This window comes from Modestobacter versicolor, from assembly GCF_041028285.1.
Taxonomy (GTDB): Bacteria; Actinomycetota; Actinomycetes; order Mycobacteriales; family Geodermatophilaceae; genus Modestobacter; species Modestobacter versicolor_A.
Genome location: NZ_JABGDB010000008.1, coordinates 1 through 23,071, shown reverse-complemented (window position 1 = coordinate 23,071; position 23,071 = coordinate 1). Strand labels below are relative to the sequence as shown.

Annotated in this window: 24 protein-coding genes and 2 tRNA genes; 14 read left to right on the top strand and 12 right to left on the bottom strand. The window is 75.5% G+C overall.

The window, feature by feature from the left end; genetic code table 11:
- Window positions 1-7 precede the first annotated feature (7 nt).
- From cysC to HL054_RS19630, 4 genes are all read right to left on the bottom strand, one after another.
- Window positions 8-1,036, bottom strand: coding sequence for an adenylyl-sulfate kinase (gene cysC / locus HL054_RS19645; protein WP_369140771.1), 1,029 nt, complete (start codon window positions 1,034-1,036; stop codon window positions 8-10).
- A 58-nt stretch (window positions 1,037-1,094) separates the two neighbouring features.
- Entirely contained in the window at window positions 1,095-1,259 is a 165-nt protein-coding gene (locus tag HL054_RS19640; protein WP_369140770.1) for a hypothetical protein, read from the bottom strand.
- 62 nt (window positions 1,260-1,321) lie between these two features.
- Entirely contained in the window at window positions 1,322-1,459 is a 138-nt protein-coding gene (locus tag HL054_RS19635; protein WP_369140769.1) for a hypothetical protein, read from the bottom strand.
- 48 nt (window positions 1,460-1,507) lie between these two features.
- Entirely contained in the window at window positions 1,508-2,611 is a 1,104-nt protein-coding gene (locus HL054_RS19630; RefSeq protein WP_369140768.1) for a hypothetical protein, read from the bottom strand.
- Window positions 2,612-2,814: 203 nt separating this feature from the next.
- Between HL054_RS19630 and HL054_RS19625 the strand changes: the two genes are divergently transcribed.
- Window positions 2,815-3,678, top strand: a complete 864-nt coding sequence (locus tag HL054_RS19625; RefSeq protein ID WP_369140767.1) for an ATP-grasp fold amidoligase family protein — start codon at window positions 2,815-2,817, stop codon at window positions 3,676-3,678.
- Here HL054_RS19625 and HL054_RS19620 read toward each other — a convergent pair.
- From HL054_RS19620 to HL054_RS19610, 3 genes are all read right to left on the bottom strand, one after another.
- Window positions 3,643-4,695 carry a PHP domain-containing protein gene (locus HL054_RS19620; protein WP_369140766.1) on the bottom strand — a complete coding sequence of 351 codons (1,053 nt, stop codon included), beginning with the start codon at window positions 4,693-4,695 and terminating at the stop codon, window positions 3,643-3,645. The two genes, HL054_RS19625 and HL054_RS19620, sit on opposite strands and share 36 nt — an antisense overlap.
- Before the next feature lie 10 nt (window positions 4,696-4,705).
- Window positions 4,706-5,254, bottom strand: coding sequence for a DoxX family protein (locus tag HL054_RS19615; RefSeq protein ID WP_369140765.1), 549 nt, complete (start codon window positions 5,252-5,254; stop codon window positions 4,706-4,708).
- A gap of 136 nt (window positions 5,255-5,390) precedes the next feature.
- Window positions 5,391-5,567, bottom strand: coding sequence for a hypothetical protein (locus HL054_RS19610; RefSeq protein ID WP_369140764.1), 177 nt, complete (start codon window positions 5,565-5,567; stop codon window positions 5,391-5,393).
- Window positions 5,568-5,725: 158 nt separating this feature from the next.
- Between HL054_RS19610 and HL054_RS19605 the strand changes: the two genes are divergently transcribed.
- A complete protein-coding gene (locus HL054_RS19605) occupies window positions 5,726-6,418 on the top strand; it encodes a hypothetical protein (RefSeq protein WP_369140763.1) in 693 nt (230 codons plus the stop codon).
- On the opposite strand, the gene HL054_RS19600 is transcribed toward HL054_RS19605, so the two are convergent.
- The 4 genes from HL054_RS19600 to HL054_RS19585 form a co-directional block, all read right to left on the bottom strand.
- Window positions 6,409-6,834 (bottom strand): hypothetical protein, encoded by a 426-nt coding sequence (locus HL054_RS19600; protein WP_369140762.1) that lies wholly within the window; start codon window positions 6,832-6,834, stop codon window positions 6,409-6,411. The genes HL054_RS19605 and HL054_RS19600 overlap by 10 nt on opposite strands.
- A 515-nt stretch (window positions 6,835-7,349) precedes the next feature.
- Complete coding sequence (locus tag HL054_RS19595; protein ID WP_369140761.1) at window positions 7,350-7,925, bottom strand: DUF6318 family protein; 576 nt, start codon at window positions 7,923-7,925, stop codon at window positions 7,350-7,352.
- Between the two features lie 130 nt (window positions 7,926-8,055).
- Window positions 8,056-9,486, bottom strand: a complete 1,431-nt coding sequence (locus HL054_RS19590) for a bifunctional phosphatase PAP2/diacylglycerol kinase family protein (protein WP_369140760.1) — start codon at window positions 9,484-9,486, stop codon at window positions 8,056-8,058.
- A gap of 36 nt (window positions 9,487-9,522) precedes the next feature.
- Window positions 9,523-10,053 carry a CGNR zinc finger domain-containing protein gene (locus HL054_RS19585; protein ID WP_369140759.1) on the bottom strand — a complete coding sequence of 177 codons (531 nt, stop codon included), beginning with the start codon at window positions 10,051-10,053 and terminating at the stop codon, window positions 9,523-9,525.
- A 102-nt stretch (window positions 10,054-10,155) separates the two neighbouring features.
- Here HL054_RS19585 and HL054_RS19580 point away from each other — a divergent pair, with 102 nt between their 5' ends.
- From HL054_RS19580 to HL054_RS19570, 3 genes are all read left to right on the top strand, one after another.
- Window positions 10,156-11,364 (top strand): MFS transporter, encoded by a 1,209-nt coding sequence (locus tag HL054_RS19580; RefSeq protein ID WP_369140758.1) that lies wholly within the window; start codon window positions 10,156-10,158, stop codon window positions 11,362-11,364.
- 96 nt (window positions 11,365-11,460) lie between these two features.
- A tRNA-Ser gene (locus tag HL054_RS19575) sits at window positions 11,461-11,549 on the top strand.
- A gap of 24 nt (window positions 11,550-11,573) precedes the next feature.
- Window positions 11,574-11,646, top strand: a tRNA-Arg gene (locus HL054_RS19570).
- Between the two features lie 303 nt (window positions 11,647-11,949).
- Here HL054_RS19570 and HL054_RS19565 read toward each other — a convergent pair.
- Window positions 11,950-13,257, bottom strand: a complete 1,308-nt coding sequence (locus HL054_RS19565) for an alpha-hydroxy-acid oxidizing protein (protein WP_369140757.1) — start codon at window positions 13,255-13,257, stop codon at window positions 11,950-11,952.
- 239 nt (window positions 13,258-13,496) lie between these two features.
- Here HL054_RS19565 and HL054_RS19560 point away from each other — a divergent pair, with 239 nt between their 5' ends.
- The 9 genes from HL054_RS19560 to HL054_RS19520 all read left to right on the top strand — a co-directional run bounded on the left by HL054_RS19560 (window position 13,497) and on the right by HL054_RS19520 (window position 22,945).
- Window positions 13,497-14,501, top strand: coding sequence for a hypothetical protein (locus HL054_RS19560; RefSeq protein ID WP_369140756.1), 1,005 nt, complete (start codon window positions 13,497-13,499; stop codon window positions 14,499-14,501).
- A 32-nt stretch (window positions 14,502-14,533) separates the two neighbouring features.
- The gene (locus HL054_RS19555) at window positions 14,534-15,061 is read left to right on the top strand and encodes a MarR family winged helix-turn-helix transcriptional regulator (protein WP_369140755.1); all 528 of its coding nucleotides are present in this window, start codon (window positions 14,534-14,536) and stop codon (window positions 15,059-15,061) included.
- Window positions 15,062-15,214: 153 nt separating this feature from the next.
- On the top strand, window positions 15,215-16,714 hold the full coding sequence (locus HL054_RS19550) for an HAD-IIIA family hydrolase (RefSeq protein ID WP_369140754.1): 1,500 nt from the start codon (window positions 15,215-15,217) through the stop codon (window positions 16,712-16,714).
- Entirely contained in the window at window positions 16,711-17,712 is a 1,002-nt protein-coding gene (locus HL054_RS19545) for a glycosyltransferase family 9 protein (protein ID WP_369140753.1), read from the top strand. Before HL054_RS19550 ends, HL054_RS19545 begins: the two co-directional genes overlap by 4 nt.
- Window positions 17,709-18,674 carry a glycosyltransferase gene (locus tag HL054_RS19540; RefSeq protein WP_369140752.1) on the top strand — a complete coding sequence of 322 codons (966 nt, stop codon included), beginning with the start codon at window positions 17,709-17,711 and terminating at the stop codon, window positions 18,672-18,674. Before HL054_RS19545 ends, HL054_RS19540 begins: the two co-directional genes overlap by 4 nt.
- Window positions 18,671-19,924, top strand: a complete 1,254-nt coding sequence (locus tag HL054_RS19535) for a glycosyltransferase (protein WP_369140751.1) — start codon at window positions 18,671-18,673, stop codon at window positions 19,922-19,924. Before HL054_RS19540 ends, HL054_RS19535 begins: the two co-directional genes overlap by 4 nt.
- Window positions 19,921-20,631, top strand: a complete 711-nt coding sequence (locus HL054_RS19530; RefSeq protein ID WP_369140750.1) for a D-sedoheptulose-7-phosphate isomerase — start codon at window positions 19,921-19,923, stop codon at window positions 20,629-20,631. The genes HL054_RS19535 and HL054_RS19530 overlap by 4 nt, the downstream gene beginning before the upstream one ends.
- Window positions 20,628-21,989 (top strand): D-glycero-beta-D-manno-heptose 1-phosphate adenylyltransferase, encoded by a 1,362-nt coding sequence (gene rfaE2, locus HL054_RS19525; RefSeq protein ID WP_369140749.1) that lies wholly within the window; start codon window positions 20,628-20,630, stop codon window positions 21,987-21,989. The genes HL054_RS19530 and rfaE2 overlap by 4 nt, the downstream gene beginning before the upstream one ends.
- A complete protein-coding gene (locus tag HL054_RS19520) occupies window positions 21,989-22,945 on the top strand; it encodes a glycosyltransferase family 9 protein (RefSeq protein WP_369140748.1) in 957 nt (318 codons plus the stop codon). Before rfaE2 ends, HL054_RS19520 begins: the two co-directional genes overlap by 1 nt.
- The last annotated feature ends 126 nt before the right edge of the window (window positions 22,946-23,071 follow it).

The window sequence follows — 23,071 nt, the reverse complement described above, 5'->3', positions numbered from 1 at the left end:
GCCGGGGTCACTCGCCCGTCAGGTGTGCGAACACCTGGCGGGCGCTCTCGTCGATGCTCGTGCCCCGGGTGTCGATGGTCAGCTCGGCGTCCGTGGGCTCCTCGTAGGGGTCGCTGATCCCGGTGAACTCGGGGATCTCGCCCCGGCGGGCCCGGGCGTACAGGCCCTTGCGGTCGCGCGCCTCGCACTCCTCCAGCGGGGTGGCGACGTGCACCAGGACGAACGACCCCGGGCCGGCCTGCTCCTCCACCAGCCGGCGCGCGTCGGCGCGGGTGGCGGCGTAGGGGGCGATCGGGGCGCAGACGGCCAGCCCGCCGTGCTTGGCGATCTGGGCCGCCACCCAGCCGATCCGGCGCACGTTGGTGTCCCGGTCGGCCTTGGAGAAGCCCAGGCCGGCCGACAGGTGGGTGCGCACCTCGTCGCCGTCGAGCAGCGTGACGGTGTGCCCGGCGGCGAGCAGCAGCTCGACCAGCCGCCCGGCGATCGTCGACTTCCCGGCGCCGGACAGGCCGGTGAACATCACCGCGCGGCCACCGGTCGACGGCGGTGCCGGGTCGACGTGGCTGGCCACCGGTCCCGCGCCGTAGGCAGCGGCCAGGTCCAGCCACGGGACCTCCGGCTCCGCGGCGGTGACCGGCACGGGGACGACGACGAGCTCCCGGCCGGCGGCGCGGTCGGCCCACACCGCGGCGCCGAGGGAGATGACCGCGGAGTCCGGGGCGGTGCCGGCCACCGGCAGCAGCACCAGCAGCCGGTCCGGGAGGCCCGAGACGTCGTCCGGGGGCCGGCCGACCCAGCCGGCCGGGCGGTCCCACCCGCGGACGGCGAGCTCGGCGTGCACGCTGGCCGGGGAGCGCCAGCGCGGCACCTCCCGCACGGTCAGCGCGCCCCCGTCGGCGGTGGCCACCAGGACGCCCTCGGCGTCCTCGTAGCCGTCGGCCTCCGGAAGCTCGGGCGGCTCGGTGGTGAGGCCGAAGTCGTACCGGGCGAGGGCGGCGAGCTGGGCGTCGCTCAACCGGGCGCGGGTGTCCGCCATGGGAGGAGTCTCGCAAGCCGGTGCGGCGGACCGGGAACCGGACCGCGCCGAGGGGACGTCAGGGGCCCGGACGGACGACCCCGCACCGGCAGGCGTAGAGCACGGCGGAGCTGAACGGGTCGTCGCCCGACCGCCGGAAGCGGTGCAGGTGGAGCCGGCCGGGTCGCCGGAGCGGCACGGCGGCACGGGGGGAGCCCACCCGGGCGCGGGGCAGCGACGGCACGCGGCGAGTCTCGCAGCGCGGCCGCCGGCCCGTCCAGGCAGGACCGGTCGGGTGGAGCCGGGTCAGCGGGCGGCGGTCTCCGGCGTCCGGCGGGCCCGCTGGCAGCCGGAGCGCTGCGCGGCGAAGCCGGACTGGAGGGCGTCGGCGAGGGCGATGGCGGGGTCAGCGGAGTCCGGGGAGGGAGCACTGCGCGTCGTCATGGCGGAAAGCTAGTGCCTCCGTGGCATGCACGCACAGTCGCCACACGGTCACGCAGCATCGCGAGGTCGGCGCGGCGCCACTCCCGTCACAGGATCCGGACGGCCGGGCACCGTGGCGTCCAGCCAGGCGTCCGTCCGGCGCGCCCAGCTCCGCTCGGCCGCCCACGCCACCCGCTCCTTGCCCGCGGCGACCGGCTCGTCGGCGGCCGCGACCATCGCCGCGGCCATCTCGGTCGCACCGCTGACCACGTAGCTGTGCGGCGGGGCGTCGCTGGAGTGCTCCAGGTGCCCCGCCGTGACGACCAGCGGCACGCCGCGCGCGCAGTAGTCGTAGCTCTTCATCGACGACTGCCCCAGCGCGATGCTGGCGACGTCGGGCACCAGGCCGACCGCGGCGCCGTCGAGCACGTCGGCGATCCGGTCGCGGGGGAGCAGGCCCTCGTAGCGGAACCGGCCCCCGAACTCGGTCCGGAGCGCGAGGAAGCGGTCGCGGGCCGCCTGCGCCCGCAGCGGGAAGACCAGCTGGCCGTGGACGGTGAGCGTCCAGTCGGGGAGCGCGGTGAGCACGTCCCGCACCAGGTCGGTGTCGAAGCGCTCGGAGATGCTGCCGACGTACACCGCGTGCCGGGCCTGCCGCGGCACGGTCCGGGTCGCGCCGAGGAGCACCTCGTCGGTGCCGTTGGGGACGACGACGGGCGTCCGGCCGGGGAACAGCCCGGCGAGCACGTGGTTGACCACGACCACCTCGTCGGCCTCGTCGGCGATCCGGCGCAGCTGGTCGGGCAGGCCGTGCGCCTGGGGCAGCAGCCGCGTCCAGTCGTCGGTGCAGTCGAAGACGACCCGGCCGCCGAGCCCGCGGGTCGCCCGCCACTCCCAGGGCAGCATGGCGACGGTCAGGTCGGCGTCCCAGCCCGAGCGGCGGAGGAACGACCCGAGCAGCCCGGCGTCGACCCGCTCGGCGAGGCCGTGCCGCAGGCCGGGCTGCAGCGTCGACCGCTCGGTGACCCGCACGCCCGGTTCGACCGTCCGGAACCGGGCCCGGTCGAGGTGTCGCCACCAGTTGGCCGGGTCGGTCCGGACCCGGCGGACGTCCGCAGGGGCCTGCACGAAGTCGACGGCCGAGCCGCGTCGGACCAGCTCGCGGGCGATCATGTGCTCGCGGCGGATGGCGGGGGCCCACGGGTCCTTGGCGAGGAAGCCGACCCGGGCGGGATGGCGGTGCGTGTCCGTGTCCAGGGCCTGCTCTCCTCGTCGTGCGGGGCCGACCCCTCCGTCGTCCCTGACGAGGCTCCTCGGACCAGACTGTGCACGACCATGATGCGTGCTGCCGGTGTGCGCGGGCGGAGGAGGTGCGGATGTCGGGGTGGCGGGTCCCGCGGCGGGTGCTGTCCCGGCTGCCGCTGCGGCTGAAGCGGGCCGTGCTGTTCCGGGAGGCGCACGGCCGCTGGCCCGGGCGCACCACCTTCACCGACAAGATCGACTGGCGGGTCGTCCACGACCGGCGGCCGCTGATCGGCCGGTTGGGGGACAAGCTGGCCATGAAGGACTACGCCACTGCGGTCTGCCCCGGCCTGCCGGTGCCCGCCGTCCTCTGGACCGGTGACGACGTGGCCGACCTGGCCGAGGTGGACCTGCCCGACCGCTGGGTGCTCAAGCCCAACCACGGCACGATGCGGGTGCACGTCGGCACCGGGCGCCCCGACGTGGCCGAGCTGCGCCGGGTGACGGTGGGCTGGCTGGACGAGCCGCTGTACCGCACCCGCGGCGAGTGGGTCTACAGCCAGGCTCGGCGCACGTTGCTGGTCGAGGAGTTCCTCGGTGCGGCCGAGCCGCCGGCGGACTTCAAGTTCCTGGTGTTCGGCGGCCGGGTCGAGCTGGTGCAGGTCGACACCGGCCGGTTCGGCGACCACCGTCGCCGGCTGTACACCCCGGACTGGACGCCGGTCGACGTCGCCGAGGCGGTCGCGCCCGGACCGGTCACCGCGCCGCCGGCCGGCCTGCCGCGGATGCTCGAGGTCGCCGCCACGCTCGGGGCCGCCTTCGACTTCATCCGGGTCGACCTGTACGACGTCGACGGCGAGGTCTGGTTCGGCGAGCTCACCCCGTACCCCGGCGGGGGCCTGGACGCCTTCGACCCGGCGCTGGACGCCCGGCTGGGGGCGCTGTGGCAGCTGCCGCCGCGGTCAGCCGTGCGTGCGGGCGAGCAGGGCGTCGGCTGACAGCGTGTTGACCACCCGGTCGGCCGGGACGCCGCACTCCACCGCCCGCACGCACCCGGCGTCCTGCCAGTCCAGCTGACCGGGGGCGTGGGCGTCGGTGTCGATGGAGAAGTCGCAGCCCAGCTCGACCGCTCGGGTCAGCAGCCGGCGGGGCGGGTCGAGCCGTTCCGGTCGCGAGTTGATCTCCACCGCCGTCCCGTGCTCGACGCAGGACCGGAACACCGCCTCGGCGTCGAACTGGCTCTCCGGCCGGGGCTTCTGCGTGCCGTTGCGCTGCTGCCGGCCGATCACCAGCCGGCCGGTGCAGTGCCCCAGGACGTCGGTGTGCGGGTTCTCGACGGCGGCGAGCATCCGTTCGGTCATCTGCGCCCGGGGCGCCCGCAGCTCGGAGTGCACGCTGGCCACGACGACGTCCAGCCGGCCGAGCAGCTCGTCGGTCTGGTCCAGCGAGCCGTCGACGTTGATGTCGCACTCGATGCCGGTGAGGATGCGGAAGGGCGCGAGCTCCTCGTTCAGCGCGGCGACGACGTCCAGCTGCTGCTCGAGCCGCTGCGGGCTCAGCCCGTTGGCGACCGTCAGCCGGGGGGAGTGGTCGGTGAGCGCCAGGTACTCATGGCCGATGGAGATCGCCGCCTCGGCCATCTCGCGGATCGGGCTGCCGCCGTCGGACCAGTCGGAGTGGGCGTGCAGGTCGCCCTTCAGCGCGGCCCGCAGGGCGGCGGCGTCGTCGGCCAGCGGCGCCAGCTCGGCGTACTGCTCCTCGAGCGCCTGCAGGTAGGCGGGCACCTCACCGCGGTGCGCCTGGACGACGACGGTGGCGGTCTTGTCGCCGACGCCCTTGAGGTCCTTGAGCGTGCTGGTGCGCACCCGGCGGTCGAGCTCGGCGTCGTCCAGGCCACCGACGACGGTGGCCGCGGTGCGGAACGCCTTGACCCGGTACGACGGCTCGCGGGCGCGCTCCAGGAGGAAGGCGATCCTCCGGAGCGCGCCCGCGGGGGTCTGCCGTGCCGGGCTCATGCTGCCCAGGTCAGGACCTGATCTTCTTGGCCTGCTTGGCGGCCCTCTTCTGGGCCTTCGCCGCGCGCTTGGAGGCCTTCTCGTAGCTCGCCTCGGCTGCGGCGGCCGCGGCACCGGCGGTCTTCTTCGCCCGCCAGCCGACCGACGGCTTGCCCTCGGTGTCGACGGCGGCCAGCAGCAGCCCGCCGAGCATCGAGGTGTTCTTCAGGAAGTTGCTCGTCTGCCCGAACTTCTCCTTCGGGTCGTCGTGCTCCCAGAAGCGGTGCCCGGCGAAGGTGGTCGGCACCAGCGAGGTGGCGAGCGCGAGCGCGGAGAAGCGGGGGAACTTGCCCAGCGCCAGCAGAGCGCCGGCGCCGACGTGCACGCCGGCGTTGATCTTCACCCACTGCTCGACGTCCCGGGGGACCTCGATCGGCAGCTGCTTGTCGGCGAGCTCGGTGAGCTGCTCGACGATCGGCGCGGCGCCGGGGACGCGGCTCTGCGGGTTGCGGAGGGTCTGGATGCCCCCGTAGACGAAGGTGCCGGCGAGCATGGGCCGGGCGATCCGGCGGACCAACATGGAGGACCTCTTCCCATTCGGTGGCGTCAGCAGGGGCGTGCCCGGGTCAGTGCCCGACCAACCCTGCTCTGCGACCGTAGTGAGAAGTGACGACCACCGCCGGACGAGCCGGCGTGGGATCTGGTGGTCGCGGAGGTCAGCCCTGCGGGGCGGTGGTCTGCGCGCGCAGGATGTCGGCCACGTAGAGCGGCCGGTCCGAGTCGAGCGCCGCGCCGCTGTCGTGGCGGTCCGTGGTCGAGACGCAGCGGCCCAGCAGGCTGCCGAGCACAAGAGCCGACAAGAGCCAGGCCAGGCCCACCACGACGAAGATCATGCAGTCGTTTGTAGTGCCTCACTCTGGCCATGGATCGTGTCGAATGCAGGCAGATTGTGACGAGGTCGCCTGCCCGTCGTCGTCGGCGGATCGCACGATGTGGTGGATGTGACAGCCGAGGGCGGGTGGGGCGCGAGATGCGCGGGCATGATGGTCGGATGAGTTCCGGGACCCTGCTGCCTGCTGACCAGGGCAGTCGCCCGGCAGCCACCGACCGCGGCGGTCCCGTCGTCCTCACGACCGCGGTGCTCGCGGGGCTGGCCTTCCTGCTCTTCGCGCTGTCGTCGGTGGTCCAGTACCGCTGCGGCAAGTGGGGGTGCGACTCCGGCCTCAAGGGCCGGCTGGACGTCGAGGCGGTCGGCGGGCTGCCGCGGCTGTTCACCACGGCCGTGTTCCTGCTGGTCGCCGTCGTGGCTGTGGTCGCGGCCCGCCGCGCGGTGGCCGGCCGGCAGGCCTGGTGGGCCGCGGTCGGGCTGGCCGGGGTGCTGCTCGCGGTGGCGAAGATCGTCAGCGCGCACTCGGCGTTCGAGTCCTCGGACGGGCGGTGGGTGACGCTGGCGGTGAGCCTGCTGCTGAGTGCGGTGGGGATCGGGCTGCTCGCTGCGGGTGCCCGGCGCTGGGACGTGCCGGGAGCGCGGCCGGTGGTGCTCGCGCTGGTGGCGTACACGGTGGTGGCGCTCGGGCTGGACGCGCTGACGGCGATCGCCGTCGCGGCGCAGTCGTACTCCGGGCTGCGGAGCTGGACCGTGCTGGCGTTCCTCGAGGAGTTCGGTGAGGCGCTGACCGCGATCGGGCTGCTGGCGGCCGTGCGGTGGACGCGGCTGCAGGGGACGGCTGCGGCTCAGTCGTAGGGGTTGGTCAGGACGGTGCGCGCCTGCAGCACAGTGAAGGAGACCGGTGCGCCCTGAGTGGTCGTGGTGCCCGGGACGTCGGCGGTGAGGCCGCCGTCGACGGAGTAGGTCGCACCCCACGTGGTGGTGAGCGAGGCCGTGTAGGTGCCGGACGAGTAGTCGTGGGTGACGGTCTCGTCGGGGTACGGCGCACCCGGGTGGCTGGTGGTGAGGACCGTGCCGTCGCCGGTGTCCCAGGCGTAGCTCGTCGCGCGTGCGGTGATGACGACGGTGAAGCCGCGGATGTCGACGGTGAAGGTCTGGGCGGTCGGGCTGTCGGTGAAGAAGATGACCGGCAGGCCGACGAGGGCTGCGCCCGGTGGTTGTTGGCGGGTGGTCAGCTGGGGGAGCGGCAGGGTCTGGAAGTAGCGGAACACCTCGTCCGGGGACGGCGGAGGATTGAGGTCCGTGACGTCAACGCAACTCCGCGAGTCGGCGACCCAGTTCCCGTAAGGGGTCCCCGGAGCCAGCGGGGTGGCAGGTGCCACTCCGTCGACTGCGGTGACGGTGCCAGTCGCGTCGGGGGCTTGAGCAAGGCGCTGTCGCTCGACCACGTAGAAGCTGATCAGCCGCCCAGGAAGCTGGGGGCATATGGGATTGCCGGTCGCACAGCCCCCTGTAGCTGGATCACTAACCTGGCAAGGCGTCCTTAGTCGCCACCGGTACAAGGGGATGGGAGGGGTGCTATTGCTTGCCCGCCGCAAGCCGGGAAAATTAGACGGGCTTACGTCCGAAGCTTCCAGTTGTACGGCCTCATCCTGAACGGATGTGTCGAGACAAGACAGCTGCGGGCAAGGACCGCCAGTCGGGGCGGCCGTCGCCCATTGGCCGGCAAGTATCCCTGCCGATAGGACGATGCACGCCGCCGTGAAGCCAATTCTGCGCATGGTGCTCACGCGATCGTCAGCGTCGTCATAAGCCACGTTTCCCTGGCCGAGTCCCACGTGACAATCGCGCCGGAAGCAGGGTAGTTGGCTGCCTCTGAGACTAGATCCGCGATCGGCGAACCGTCCGGACCGATGACGCTGAGGCGATCCTGCACAAGTGCGAGCGCGAACTCCGCGTTCCCACCGGTGATGGATGGAGCGGAGACGCTGCCCAAGACGATCTCGCCACCGTCGTAGCGGTATTGCAACTTAGCGTAGTTGTCGACTCCATCTGCGAAAGTGTCACAGGTGGCGCATTGGAGGCTGAGAGAGCGGACATATTCGGAGGTAGCTTGCTCCTGAGCTGCATTCATCAATTGGATGAAGTACTGCAAGAACGCCTCTGCGCCGGCGGGGGTCTGTTGTCGGGCCTCGTCGGGCATGGGGAGGTCCGGCGGCCCGAGCGGGGGCAGGCTCTCGGTCGTCTCCGCTGCGGTGCTGCTGGTGGACGGGAGGGTCTCGTTCGCCGTCCCGCCATCGGAGCAGCCGGCAAGCAGCACCACCGCCGTGGCCGTCGCAGCAGCCACCCGCACCAGCCGCATCCGTCGTCCTCCCGAGGCCCCCGCGCAGAAAGTCGTCAGGAGACTACGCAGGTCAGCGGCTCGGGGCGTCCCTCAGGAGAGGGGTTGTGGACAGTCGAGCCCTGCCCACGGGTGTGGGCAGGGCTCTAGCTCAGCGGGAGCAGTACACGGTCAGCCGCTCCCGCTTGCCGAACACGAAGTCCGTCGCCGTCTCACCGGTCTCGCCGTCGTACGCCACCTGCTGCGGCCCCGACAGCGACCGCACCCGCAACGCCGGCGCCTGGAAGCCGACGTAGGACCGGCTGTGCTCGCTGACCCCCATCAGCGTCGCGAGCACCGCCCGCGTCCGCCCGAACCGCAGGTCGGCGCGGAGGTACTGCACGTCCAGCAGCCCGTCCTCCAGGCGCGGCCGCCACGCAGGCGACAGCCCCCGCGGAACGTACCGGCCGTTCCCGATGAACAGGATCCAGGCCGAGATACGCCGTCCGTTGACCTCCAGCTCCACCGGCGACCCGTGGCGCAGCACCTGCGCCGCCGCCACCGTCAGCGCTGCCCACTTGCCCATGCGCCCGCTCAGCCGGTCGCGGCGCTCCACCATCTCCGGGTAGGAGCCGATCGACGCGGTGTTGAGGAACGGCACCCCGTTCACCTCGGCCACGTCGACCTGCACGGCCTCCCCGCGGACGACGGCGCCGGCGGCCTCCGGTGGTGTGGCCACCCCCAGGTCCCGCGCGAAGTGGTTCAGGGTCCCGGCCGGCACGACCGCCAGCGGCAGGCCGAACTCGAGCGCCACCGCCGCGGCCGCGGCCACGCTCCCGTCGCCCCCGGCCACCCCCAGCGCGCGGGCCCGCCCCGACCGCGCCGCCTCCGTCAGCAGCTCGCTCACCCCGGCGTCCGCGGTCAGCTCGAGCACCTCCGCCTTCGGCAGCAGCTCGGCGATGTCGGCGGCCGGGTCGTAGTCCTCCCGGCCGGAGCGCGGGTTCACCGCGACCACCAGCCCCTCGCCGTCCGGCAGTGCCGGTGCGTCCCAGGCGCTCCACACCCGGGCGGGCTCGGTCGGCCGTACCCGCCACCAGTGCTGGGTGGCCAGGGCCACCGCCCCGCCCACCGCCATCCCGGCGACGACGTCCCCCGGGTAGTGCACGCCGACGTGCACCCGGGAGTAGCCGACGCCCAGCGCGACCGGCGCCAGCAGTGCGCCGGCCGCCGGGCTCTCCAGCGCCACCCCGGTGGCGAACGCGGCCGCCGACGCCGAGTGGCCGCTGGGGAAGGACAACGTGTGCGGTGACCGCCGCAGCGCTCGCGAGCTGTGGACCCCGGCGAGGTCCGGACGGACCCGGCGGAACACCCGCTTGAGGACGACGTTGACCAGCGCGCTGGACACCGCCATCGACCCGATCCCGCGGACGGCGGCCCGGCGCAGCGCACCGCGCTGGAGCCCGAGGGCCAGGGCGACCAGCACCCACAGCTTGCCGTGGTCGGCGGTGGTGGACAGCCGGCGCAACCACCGGTCCACCCGCGTCGTGGGCAGCCGGCCGACCCGGGCGAGCAGCATGGCGTCCCAGCGGCGGGGAGAGGGCACGTCCGCGGACGCTAGTGCCGGGGACCGGGTGCCGGCTCAGGCGCGCTGGCGGGCCCGGTAGGCGGCGACCGTGGAACGGCTGGCGCAGGTGTTCGAGCAGTACCGGCGGCTCGCGTTGCGTGAGGTGTCGACGTAGACGTTCCCGCACCCCTCGGCCGAGCACACGCCCAGCCGCTGCCAGCCGTGCTGGACGACGACCTGGGACAGCCCCATGGCCACCGTGGTCGTCAGCTGCTCGACCGCGTCGGCGTCCGGGCGGGCGTAGTGCAGGTGCAGCTCGCCGTCGTGGTCGGTGGCGTAGGGCCGGGGTGAGGCGAGCGCGAGCAGGGCGTTGAGCCGGCTCATGACGTCGGGCTCGGTCCCGGCCAGCGCGACGTCCCGCACCAGCGTGGACGTCTCGGCCACCCGGTCGGCGTCCGGAGGGGTCAGCGACAGGTCGGTGCCGTCGGTGAACCACTCGAGGTGCGAGTCGAGGAAGGACCGCACCCACGCCGGGTCGTCGCGGTCGGCGTTGGCCAGGTCGATCGCCAACTCGACAGCGGTCGACCCGTAGGTGTCGTAGTTCATTTGACTCCCTACCCGTCGGTCCGTAACCTCCGGAATCTGTAGGGACTCAACCCGCGTTGACCGCCTACAGATTCCCCTCGCACAACCGAAGTGAGCTCAGTCATGCGTTCGTACCTCACCGTGTGGCGGTTGCCGTCCGCCCCGGTGCTCCTGTTCTCCGGCTTCGCCGGCCGTCTGCCGTCGTCCATGGTGCCGCTCGCGCTGCTCCTCATGGTGCAGGACCAGACCGGTTCGTACGCGGTGGCCGGTGGCGTCTCGGCCACCTACGGCATCGCGACGGCGATCCTGGCGCCGGTCCTCGGCCGGCTCGCCGACCGGCGCAGCCCCCGGGTCGTCCTGCTGTCCCAGTCCGCGGTCTACCCGCTGCTGCTGGCCCTCGCGACGTTCGTCGTCCTCGCCGACGCCCCCGTCCCGGTCATGCTCGCCGCCGCCGGGGCCGTGGGCGCCAGCACCCCGCTGGTCGCCGGCACCGTCCGCGCGCTGTGGTCGCGGGTCGACGCCCGGGTGCGCCCCACCGCCTACGCGCTGGACGCGACCGCCACCGAGCTCGTGTTCGTCGCCGGCCCGATGCTGGTCGCCCTGCTCGCCTTCGTCGCCAGCCCGTCGATCGCGCTGGGCATCGCCGGCGTGCTCGGCGTCGCCGGGGCGCTCGGGGTCGCCACCAGTGCGCCGATGCGCGCGTGGGTCCCCGCCTCGGCGGAGCGACGCCCGGTCTTCGCCACGGTGACCACGCCCGGGATGCCGCGCATCCTGCTCAGCGGCACGGCCCTGATGCTCGGCATCGGCGCGCTGGAGGTCGCCGTGCCGGCCTTCGCCGACGCGGCCGGCTCCCCGGGCATGTCCGGGCTGCTGCTGGCCGTCTGGGCGCTGGGCTCGGCCGGTGGTGGGCTCTGGTTCGGCGCCCGCATGATCAGCACCACGTTGCCGCGCCAGTACCGCTGGGGCCTGCTCGGCGTCACCCTCGGCCTGGCCCCGCTGGCCGCGGTGTCCAGCCCGTGGCTGCTCGGCGTGCTGCTGTTCCTGGGCGGGACGGCGATCGCCCCGACGCTGACCGTGCAGAGCTCGCTGGTCGGTTCCATCGCCCCGGCGTCGGCGACGACCGAGGCGTTCACCTGGCTGTCGACGGTCTCCTTCGGTGCCTCGGCGATCGGCGCCGCGGTCGGCGGTGCGCTCATCGAGACGACGTTCGGTGTGGCAGGCGCACTGGTCCTCGCCACGGTCGCGGGGGCGCTGGCCGTGGTGGTCACGCTGCTGCCCGGTCGTCGTCCCACCCAGGCGGCAGCGGCCCGGCGCGACGTCGTCCACGTCTGAGCCGGCGGCTCCCGACCGGGCCCCACCCCCGTTGGGAGCCGCCGCAAGGCGCTGGTAGCCTCATCTCTCGGTGGTTCCGGGGCAACCCGGTCCCCGGGAGGCTTCGCCTAGTCCGGTCTATGGCGCCGCACTGCTAATGCGGTTTGGGTTAATCCCCATCCCGGGTTCAAATCCCGGAGCCTCCGCGCACCACAACTGAACAGTTCCAGGCACCCGTAGCTCAACGGATAGAGCATCTGACTACGGATCAGAAGGTTAGGGGTTCGAATCCCTTCGGGTGCACGTCTGGTTGAGACAGCGCGCGGCCCCGTTCCTCCTCGTGAGGAGCGGGGCCGTCCGTGTTCCCGGGCTCGTCTCGCTGGGTCGAGGACCCGACGGCGCGTCGATCTCCACCTCGAGCACGGGTCAGTGTGCGCGAGGTGGAGACGCGTCGGAGCAGCTGGCGGGCGGGGGGCCGGTCCTGACGGTCTGGCCGCGTTGGTCGGTCTCTCCAGCGGTGGAGAGCCACTCGTACCGGCTTCCCCCGCCCGCGCTCACTGTGACCCGGCTCACAACGTCGCGTCAAGAGCCCACCGGCGTGGCGGCTCAGCGGCGGCGCAGCACGTCGCGGGTCAGCTGGTCGACCGCGGTGTGGCCGGTCAGCCCCAGCGTGAGGTCGAACTCGCCGAGCACGTCCTCGACGACCTGGCGCACGCCGGCCTCACCGGCCAGGCCGAGCCCCCAGACGTGGGGCCGCCCCAGCAGCACCGCCCGGGCGCCGAGCGCAACGGCGACGAGCACGTCGGCGCCGCTGCGCACCCCGCTGTCGAGCAGCACCGGCACCCGGTCAGCGACCGCGTCGACGACGTCGGGCAGCGCGTCGAGGGCGGCGACGGAGCGGTCCACCTGGCGTCCGCCGTGGGTGCTCACCACCAGGCCGTCGACGCCCTCGTCCACCGCGCGCCGTGCGTCGTCGGGGTGCAGGACGCCCTTGAGCACGACCGGCAGCCGGGTCCGCGCCCGCAGCCAGGCCAGGTCGGCCCAGGTGATCGACGGCCGGGAGTAGATCGACAGGAAGGTCTCGACGGCCGCGCGGGGCAGCGGTGAGCGCAGGTTCTCCCGCAGCGGCCCGGGCCACGCCCGCGCCATCCCGACGAGCGCGCGGACGGCGGCGACCGTCGGCCGCGGCTGCCGGTCGACCGGACCGGCCGCGGCGCCGGTCGCCGGGGCCGCGGTCGCCGCGACCCGCTCCTCGACCAGCCGGCGGAACACCGGGTCGGAGGTGTACTGCGCGATCCCCTTGCCGAGGGCGAACGGCAGGTGCCCGAGGTCGAGGTCCCGGGGGCGCCAGCCCAGCATCGTGGTGTCCAGGGTGACCACGACCGCCTCGCACCCGCTGGCCTCCGCCCGGCCCAGCAGGCTCTCGACCAGCTCGTCGGACGTCGACCAGTACAGCTGCATCCACCGCGGGGCGGAGCCCATGGCCGCCGCGGTGGTCTCCATCGGCACCGACGCCTGGTTGGAGAAGACCATCGGGACGCCGACCGCCGCAGCGGCCCGGGCGACGGCCAGGTCCGCCTCGGGGTGCACCAGCTCCAGGGCGCCGACCGGACCCAGCAGCACCGGGGCGGGCAGCCGCCGCCCGAACAGCTCGACGGAGGTGTCCCGCCGGCTGACGTCGCGCAGCACGCGGGGCACCACGGCCCAGCGGTCGAAGGCGGCCCGGTCGGCGCGCTGGGTGTCCTCGTCGCCGGCGCCGCCGGCCACGTAGCCGTACGCCCGTGCGCCCAGCCGGCGCTCGGCCGCGCGGGCCAGCGCCCGGTAGACCGTCGGCACCCGCGGGTGACGGCCGTACACCCCGGCCCGGTAGATCGAGTCCTGCCGCCGCCGCCCGGTTCCCGCCGCTGAGCTCACCCCGGTCACCGTAGTGAGCCGGGTCGCACCCGGCGCGGGCCCGACGTCGGCGCCCGGTGCCCCGGCGCGAGCCCGCCGACACGCCGACCGGGCGCGACACGCCCACGACACGGGAGTGACAGGAGTGACGCAGCAGCATCCTGTCGGTAGGGCCGCACATGATTGGCGCAGTTCCTGGGCACGGCACCTGCACGCCGCAGGACCGCCGTCCGCCCGGCGGTCCGGAACGGGGGGACGACGTGCCGACGACCTCATCGTCAGCTCGTACGTCGCTGCCCCCTGTCCTGTTCGTGCTCGCCGCGGCCTGCGCCCTGCTGGCGGGCGCCGTGGTGCTGGCCGCCCCCGCCGCGGCCATCGAGGACCCCCGCCGGCCCACCGCCGAGGTCACCCACGGCCCCAGCTGCGGCCCCGGCGTCGTCCGGCTCACGGTCACCAACGGCAGCCGGCCGCACCGCGTCGCGCTGGTCTTCGACGGCGTCCGGGAGCAGGCGGTCGCCGACCTCGCCGACGGCGAGGAGGCCCAGCTGACCAGCACGGACGTCGACTGGGGCAGCACCGTCGACGTCTCGCTCAGCGTGACCGCCGCCGACGGGACCGTCGAGGACGCCCTGCAGTTCGGCACCTACACCCGGCCCAGCGCCGAGGACTGCGCCGACGCGACGCCCTCGCCGACGGGTGCCCCGACCGCGGCGGCTGCGTCGTCCGGCGCGCCGGTGACGTCGGCGCCCCCGGTCGCCGGCGCCACCCCGGCGCCGGCCACCCCCGGGTCGGCTCCGCCCGTGACGACCGGGAGCGGGGCGGGGAGCGGTGCCGGGAGCGGTGCCGGGGGCGAGGCGGCCGTGGAGCCGGTGGCGCAGGTCGGCACCGCCTCGGCGGCCTCGGTGTCCCCGGGCGGGGTCGTGACGGTGCGGGCCACCGGGTTCACCCCCGGCGAGCCGGTCACCGTCTCGCTGCTCGGCGTCGAGCTGCCGCTGACGACCGTGACCGCGGCCGAGGACGGCAGCGTGCAGGCGGTCGTCCAGATCCCGCGCCGGGCCACGCTCGGGACGGCGACGGTGCAGCTGGTCGGCGGGCAGTCGACCGCCACGGCGGGCCTGGACCTGCAGGTGGCCGCCCGCACCCGACCGCTGGCCGACCGGACCACGACGCTCCCGGTGCTCGCGGCCGGGAGCGCCCTGATCGGCGCCGCGGCGCTGCTGGGCCGCACGACGGTCCGGCGCTCGCGCGGCGCGGCGCACCGCTGACGCGAGGAGCGGACGACATCGGCGACGAGGACGTGGACATCCCCATGGACCAGCACCTGGACCGCGTGCACGACGGCGCCCCGCCCCGCGGGGTGCCCCGCGACGTGCGCGGGCTGGCCGCCGCCGGCCCCAGCGCGCCCGAGACCTGGCTGCGGATCGTGCAGGTGCACGACCGGATCACCCGGCGGGTCGACTCCGCCCTGCACCGTCAGCACGGCCTGTCGCTGACCGGGTTCGAGGTGCTGCGGCGCATCGCCGAGTCTCCGGGGGAGCGGGCGTCGATGGGCGACCTCGCCGAGGCGGTCGGGCTGAGCCGGCCGGGCATCACCAGCACGGTGGGCCGGCTCGTCGACGAGGGGCTGGTCACCCGCGAGCGGCACAGCGGCGACCGCCGGCTGCTGCACGCCGACCTGACCGACGCCGGCCGCGAGCGGGTCCGGGCGGCGCGCGCCACGCACGACGACCTGGTCGCCCACCTGCTGACCATGCTCGGTGACGACGCGCCGGTCGTGACCGACGCCCTGGCCCGGGTCTCCGCGGCCGCGCGCCGCCCGCACTGACCGCGGATCCTCCGCGGCCCGGTCGTGCACGACCTTCCCGCACGGTGGGATGCGTGCGTGACGCTCACCCGAACGGGTATTCGCTCCGGTCGCTCGCAGAGAACTTCAAGCCCGTAGTGTTTCCGGCCGGAGCGGCACGGGAAACTGTCGGCCATGACGGACGTCCTGCGCGACTGCACGGTCGTCGTCCCGACGATCGGCCGCCCGTCGCTGGACGTCCTCCTCGACGCGCTGGCCACCAGCGCCGGGCCGCGGCCCGCCGAGCTGGTGCTGGTCGACGACCGGCCGACCGGGGCGCCCCTCGCCCCCGAGCGGCCGGGGCTCCCGCCGGTCCGCGTGGTGCGCACCGGCGGCGGCGGGCCGGCGGTCGCCCGGAACCTGGGCTGGCGCACCGCCCGCACCGGCTGGATCGCGTTCCTCGACGACGACGTCGTCCCCGACCCCGACTGGTACGCCAGGCTCGCCGAGGACCTCGCGGCGCTGCCCGCCGACGTGGCCGGCACCCAGGGCCGGGTGCGGGTGCCGCTGCCGGAGGACCGCCGGCCCACCGACTGGGAGCGCGGCACCGCCGGGCTGGCCACCAGCAGCTGGATCACCGCCGACCTCGCCTACCGCCGGTCCGCGCTCGCCGCGGTGGGCGGGTTCGACGAGCGCTTCCCCCGGGCCTTCCGCGAGGACTCCGACCTGGCCCTGCGGGTGATGGACACCGGCTCGACGCTCACCCGCGGCGAGCGGTGGATCACCCACCCGGTCCGCCCCGTCGACCGCTGGGTCTCCGCCCGGGTCCAGGCCGGCAACGCCGACGACGTGCTGATGCGCCGGCTGCACGGCCCGACCTGGCGCGACCGGGCCGACGCCGCCGTCGGCCGCCGCCCGGAGCACCTCGCCGTCACCGCCGCCGCCCTCGGGGCGGTCGGCCTGCTCGCCGCCGGCCGGCCGCGAGCCGCCGCGCTCGCCGCCCTGGGCTGGGCGGCCGGCACCGCCGAGTTCGCCTGGGCCCGGATCGCCCCCGGCCCGCGCGACCGCACCGAGGTCGGCACCATGCTCGCCACCAGCGCGGTCATCCCCCCGCTGGCCACCTGGCACTTCCTGCGCGGCGCCGTCCAGCACCGCCGGGTCACGCCGTGGCGCGGGCTGCCCGACCTGGTGCTCTTCGACCGGGACGGCACGCTCGTGCACGACGTCCCCTATAACGGCGACCCCGACCTGGTCCGCCCGGTGGACGGCGCCCGCGAGGCCCTCGCCGAGCTGCGCACCCGCGGGGTGCGGATCGGGCTGGTGAGCAACCAGTCCGGCGTCGGCCGCGGGCTCCTCACCACCGAGCAGGTCGAGGCGGTCAACGCCCGGCTGGCCGAGCTGCTGGGCCCCTTCGACACCGTCCAGGTCTGCCCGCACACGCCCGAGGACGGCTGCGACTGCCGCAAGCCGGCCCCCGGCATGGTCAAGGCCGCCTGCGCCGAGCTCGACGTCGACCCGGCACGCTGCCTGGTCATCGGCGACATCGGTGCCGACGTGGGCGCGGCCACCGCCGCCGGCGCCGCCTCGATCATCGTGCCGACGCCGGTCACCCGCCCCCAGGAGATCGCGGCCGCCCCGCACCGGGCGCCCACCCTCACCGCGGCGGTGGCCGAGGTCCTGGCGGGCAGCTGGTGACGCGCACGGTCCTGGTGGCCCGGCTGGACAACGCCGGCGACGTGCTGCTGCAGGGGCCGCTGGTCCGGGCGGTCGCGGCCGGTGCCGAGCGCGTCGTGTTCCTGGCCAGCCCGCAGGGCACCGCCGCCGCCGAGCTGCTGCCCGGCGTCGACGCCGTGATCACCTGGCACTGCCCGTGGATCGACGGCTCGCCCCGGCCGGTGGACGCCGCCGACCTCGCGGCGCTGACCGAGCGGGTGCGGGCCGAGGGCGTGGCCGAGGCGGTCATCAGCACCTCGTTCCACCAGTCCCCGCTGCCGCTGGCCCTGGTGCTCCGGCTCGCCGGCGTCCGGCGGCTGAGCGCGACCAGCGTCGACTACCCGGGGTCGCTGCTCGACGTCCGGCACCGGATCGGCGACGACCTGCCCGAGCCGGAGCGCGCCCTCTCGCTGGCCCGCGCCGCCGGGTTCGCGCTGCCCCCGGGCGACGACGGCCGGCTGGCCGTCCGCCGTCCGTTGCCGGCCACCGGCCGGGCGCCCGGGTACGTGGTGCTGCACCCGGGCGCCTCGGTGCCGGCCCGGGCCTGGCCCGCGGAGCGCTGCGCCGAGGCCGTGGTGGCGCTGGCGGACGCCGGCCGGCAGGTGCTGGTGACCGGCGGCCCGGGCGAGCGGGCGCTGACCGAGGCCGTCGCGGGCACCCGCGGGGTCGACCTCGGCGGGGAGACCACGCTGGCCGAGATGGCCGCGCTGCTCGACGGCGCCGCCGCGGTCGTCGTCGGCAACACCGGCCCGGCCCACCTCGCCGCTGCGGTCGGCACCCCGGTCGTCTCGCTGTTCTCCCCGGTCGTGCCGGCGGTGCGGTGGGCGCCCTACGGTGTCCCGACCGTGCTGCTCGGCGACCAGTCCGCCCCCTGCCGGGACACCCGGGCGCGCGAGTGCCCCGTGCCCGGGCACCCGTGCCTGTCCTCCGTCACCGCGGCCGACGTCGTCGCCGCCGTCGAGAAGCTGGTGACCGCATGAAGGTCCTCCTCTGGCACGTGCACGGCTCCTGGACGACGTCGTTCGTCCAGGGACCGCACGAGTACCTGTTGCCGGTGACGCCCGATCGGGGCCCGGACGGCCTCGGCCGCGCGCGCACCTGGGACTGGCCGGCCCCGGTCCGGGAGGTGACGCCCGAGCAGCTGCGCGACGAGGACGTCGACGTCGTGGTGCTGCAGCGCACCCGCGACCTGGAGCTCGTCCGCGAGTGGCTGGGCCGCGAGCCCGGGCGCGACCTGCCGGCGGTCTTCCTCGAGCACAACGCCCCGGACGGCGCGGTACCGGACACCCGGCACCCGCTGGCCGACCAGGCCGAGATCCCCATCGCCCACGTGACGTTCTTCAACGAGCTCTTCTACGACAACGGCAGCGCGCCGACCGTCGTCATCGAGCACGGGATCGTCGACCCCGGGGAGCGCTACACCGGCGAGCTGGCCCGGGCCGCCGTGGTCGTGAACGAGCCGGTGCGGCGCGGCCGGTACACCGGTGGTGACCTGCTGCCGCTGTTCGCCGACGCCGCGCCGCTGGACGTGTTCGGCATGGGCCTGAGCGGACTGCACGAGCGCTACGACCTCGACCCGGCGCGGGTGGCGCTGCACGACGACCCGCCGCAGGCTGCCATGCACGCCGAGCTGGCCCGCCGCCGCGTGTACGTGCACCCGGTGCGCTGGACGTCGCTGGGCCTGTCGCTGCTGGAGGCCATGCACCTGGGCATGCCGGTGGTCGCGCTGGCCACGACCGAGGCGGTGGAGGCCGTGCCCCCCGAGGCGGGCGTGCTCTCCACCCGCCCGGCGCGGCTGGCCGAGGCGGTCCGCGGGTTCGTGCACGACCCGGACGCCGCCCGGCTGGCCGGCAAGGCCGCCCGCGCCGCGGCCCTGGAGCGCTACGGCCTGGCGAGGTTCCTCGCCGACTGGGACCGGTTGCTGGACGAGGTGACCCGATGACGAACGACGAGCTGGGCGCGTACCGCCTGCGCATCGACCTGGTGAGCGAGCACGCCTCGCCGCTGGCCGCGATCGGCGGGGTCGACGCCGGGGGCCAGAACGTGCACGTCGCCGCGCTGGCCGCCGGGCTCGCCACCCGGGGGCACGAGGTCACCGTGCACACCCGCCGCGACCACCCCGACCTGCCCGACCGGGTCCGGACGGCGGACGGCTACGACGTCGCGCACGTGGCCGCCGGTCCGCCGGACGTGGTGCCCAAGGACTCGCTGCTGCAGCACATGGGCACCTTCGCCGACGTGCTGCGTACGCAGTGGGCCGCCGCACCCCCCGACGTGGTGCACGCGCACTTCTGGATGAGCGGGCTGGCCTCGGTGCAGGCCGCCGCCGGCCTCGGCATCCCGGTGCTGCAGACCTTCCACGCCCTCGGCTCGGTCAAGCGCCGCCACCAGGGCGAGGCCGACACCTCGCCCGAGCAGCGCATCGACCTCGAGCGCGGGCTGTGCGGGTCCGTCGACCACGTGGTCGCCACCTGCAGCGACGAGGTGTTCGAGCTGCGCCGGCTGGGGCTGTCCAGCGACCGGGTGTCGATCGTCCCGTGCGGCGTGGACACCGCCGTGTTCACCCCGCGCGGACCGGTCGCGGCCCGCTCCGGCCGCCCCCGGCTGCTCGTGCTCGGCCGGCTGGTCGAGCGCAAGGGCCAGGAGGACGCCGTCCGCGCCCTGGCCGCGGTCCCCGACGCGGAGCTGGTCGTGGTGGGCGGCCCGCCCACCGACGCCCTGGACGACGACCCGGAGGTGCAGCGGCTGCGCGCCATCGCCGCCGAGCTCGGGGTGGCCGACCGGCTCGTCTTCGCCGGTGCGGTCGCCCGCGCCGACGTGCCGGGCTGGATCCGCTCGGCCGACGTCGTGCTGGCCGTGCCCTGGTACGAGCCGTTCGGGATCACCCCGCTGGAGGCGATGGCGTGCGGTCGCCCCGTGGTGGCGACCGCCGTGGGCGGGCTGGTCGACTCCGTCGCCGACGGCGTCACCGGCGTGCTGGTGCCGCCGCGGGACCCCGCCGCGCTGGGTGCCGCGCTCGCCGCGCTGCTCGCCGACGACGACCGGCGGGCCGCGTACGGCGCCGCCGGGGTCAAGCGCGCCCGGTCCCGCTACCGCTGGTCGCGTGTCGTCGCCGACACCGACGCCGTCTACCGCCAGGTGCTCGCCGCCCGAGCCCGCGAGAACGCCGCCCTGCTGGAGGAGTCCCGATGACCACCGCCCCGCTCCGCTCCGCCCCGACGTCCGGGCGCGAGGTCGTCTCCCCGGACACCTGCACGCACCTGACCGGCCTGGACCACGTCGCCTCGCTGACCGCGGCGCTGCAGGACCTCACCGGCCAGGTCGACACCCTCGACCGCTGGGGCCGGCTGCTGGCCGGCGTGCTGACCGGCGAGTCCCGCGGCCGGCTGCTGGCGGCCGGCAACGGCGGCAGCGCCGCGCAGGCGCAGCACCTCACCGCCGAGCTGGTCGGCCGCTACCGCGCCGACCGGCCGCCGTTCTCCGCGATCTGCCTGACCGCCGAGACCTCGTCGCTGACCGCGATCGCCAACGACTACCCGGCGGACGAGCTGTTCGCCCGGCAGGTCGAGGCGCACGGCCGCCCCGGCGACGTGCTGGTGCTGCTGTCGACCAGCGGCCGCAGCCCCAACGCGGTGGCCGCCGCCCGGCGGGCCCGCGACTGCGGCATCACCGTGCTCGCGATGACCGGACCGGCGCCCAACCCGCTGGCCGCGGTCGCCGACGACACGGTGGCCATCGACTCGCCGTGGACGGCGACCGTGCAGGAGTGCCACCTGGTGGCGCTGCACCTGCTCTGTGCCGCCTTCGACGCCGCAGTCCTCGCCGAGCCGGCCCGGGTGCAGACGACCAACCACGTGCAGGTCGTACCGACCTCGGACCACGTGCAGGTCGTGCAGTGAGCGCGCCGGTCGTCGTCGTCGGCGACGCGCTCCTGGACGTCGACCTGGTCGGCTCGGCGTCCCGGCTGACCCCGGACGCGCCCGTGCCGGTGGTCGAGGACGTCGAGCGGCGCGAGCGCCCCGGTGGTGCCGCGCTGGCCGCCGTCCTCGCCGCGCAGTTCGCCGGCGGCCGCGAGGTCGTGCTGGTCACCCCGCTCGGCGACGACGAGGGCGCCGACCGGCTGCGGGCGCTGCTGGCCGGCCGGGTCCGGCTGATCGAGATCCCGGCGACCGGCGGCACGGCGGTCAAGCAGCGCATCCGGGTCGGCGACCACTCGGTGGCCCGGCTCGACAGCGGGGGAGCGGTGTCGACGTTCGGGGCGCTGCCGGCCGAGGCCGCGGCGGTCATCGAGTCCGCGGCCGCGGTGCTGGTCGCCGACTACGGCCGGGGGACGACGTCGGCCGCCGACGTGCGGGCCGCGCTGTCGGCCGCCCGCGGGCCGGTGGTCTGGGACCCGCACCCGCGCGGCGCCGACCCGGTGCCCTGGACCCGGCTGGTCACCCCCAACGCCGCCGAGGCCGCGCGGGTGGCCGGCGACGTACCGGGCAGCGGCCTGGCCGCGGTGGGCGCCCGGGCCGAGGCGCTGATCCGGCACTGGGGCGTCGGCGCGGTGGCGGTGACCCTCGGCGCCCGCGGCGCGCTGCTGTCCTACGGCGAGGGCGCCCCGATGGTCATCCCGGCCACCCCGGTCACCGGCGGCGACCCGTGCGGCGCCGGGGACTCGTTCGCCGCCGCGGTCACCGTCGCCCTGGCCGGCGGCGCCGTCACCGGCGAGGCCGTCACCTCCGCCGTCGCCGCCGCCGGTGCCTTCGTGGCCCGGGGCGGCGCGACCGCCTGGGACGCCGTCCCCGAGGCGTCGGCCGCCCCCGCGGCCGGGGTGGACGCGCTGCTGGCGCGGGTGCGCGCGGCCGGCGGGACCGTGGTGGCCACCGGCGGCTGCTTCGACCTGCTGCACGCCGGCCACGTCGCCACCTTGCGCGCCGCCCGCGGGCTGGGCGACTGCCTGGTCGTCTGCATCAACTCCGACGACTCGGTGCGCCGGCTCAAGGGGCCCTCACGGCCGCTGGTCACCGCGCCGGACCGGGCGCGGGTGCTCGAGGCGCTGGAGTTCGTCGACGCCGTCGTCGTGTTCGAGGAGGACACCCCGTCGGCGGTGCTGGCGCAGCTGCGCCCGGACGTGTGGGCCAAGGGCGGTGACTACGCCGGCGCGCACCTCCCCGAGACCGCCGTGCTGCAGACGTGGGGTGGCCAGGCCGTCGTGCTGCCCTACCTCGACGGCCACTCGACGTCCGCCCTGGTCGAACGCTCCCGCACCTAGTGGGCTCCTCGCGCGCCCGGGCCCGCGACGACCGGCCGACGGCGGTCGTGCTGCGGCCGCTGGGGCTCGGCGACCTGCTCACCGGGGTGCCCGCGATCCGCGGGGTCCGGGCCGCCGTCCCGGACCACCGGCTGGTGCTGGCCACCACCCGGGCGCTGGAGCCGCTGGCGGCGCTGGTCGACGCCGTCGACGAGGTGCTGCCCGCGGTCGAGCTCGCACCGCTGGACTGGGCAGGCCCGCCGCCCGAGCTGGCCGTCGACCTGCACGGCAAGGGACCGCTGTCGCACGTCGTCGTCGCCGACCTGCACCCGGACCGGCTGCTCACCTTCGCCAGCCCGGGCTGGCCCGGCCCGACCTGGTACCCGGACGAGCACGAGGTGCGGCGGTGGTGCCGGCTGGTGTCCGAGGGGCTGTCGGTCGGCTGCGACCCGGACGCGCTGGACCTGGCGGTGCCCGACCTGCCCCTGCCGGTGTCCGGGGTCGCCGTCGTCCACCCCGGGGCCGCGTTCCCCGGCCGGCGGTGGCCGCCCGAGCGGTTCGCCGCGGTGGCCCGGCACCTGGCCGGCCGGGGTGAGCGGGTCGTCGTCACCGGCGGTCCGGCCGAGCGGGACCTCGCCCGCGCCGTCGCCGACGGGGCCGGGCTGGGGGAGGACGCGGTGCTGGCCGGCCGGACGACGTCGCTGGAGCTGGCCGCCGTCGTCGCGGCCGCCCGGGTCGTCGTCTGCGGCGACACCGGCGTGGCCCACCTCGCCAGCGCCTACCGCCGGCCCTCGGTGGTCCTGTTCGGCCCGGTGTCCCCGGCGCTCTGGGGACCGCCGCCCCGGCCGCTGCACGTCGTCCTCTGGCACGGCGACGGCACCGGCGACCCGTGGGGGACCACGCTGGACCCGGCGCTGGCGCAGGTGACCGTCGACGAGGTCACCACCGCCCTCGACGATCTCCTCGCCCGCACCTGACACCCCGATCATCCGTGCGAAGACGCGCGAAACCGCGCGTGGGAAGGCGCGCGGGACCGCGCGTGGGAAGGCGCGCGAAACCGCGCGTGGGAAGGCGCGCGAAACCGCGCGTGGGAAGGCGCGCGA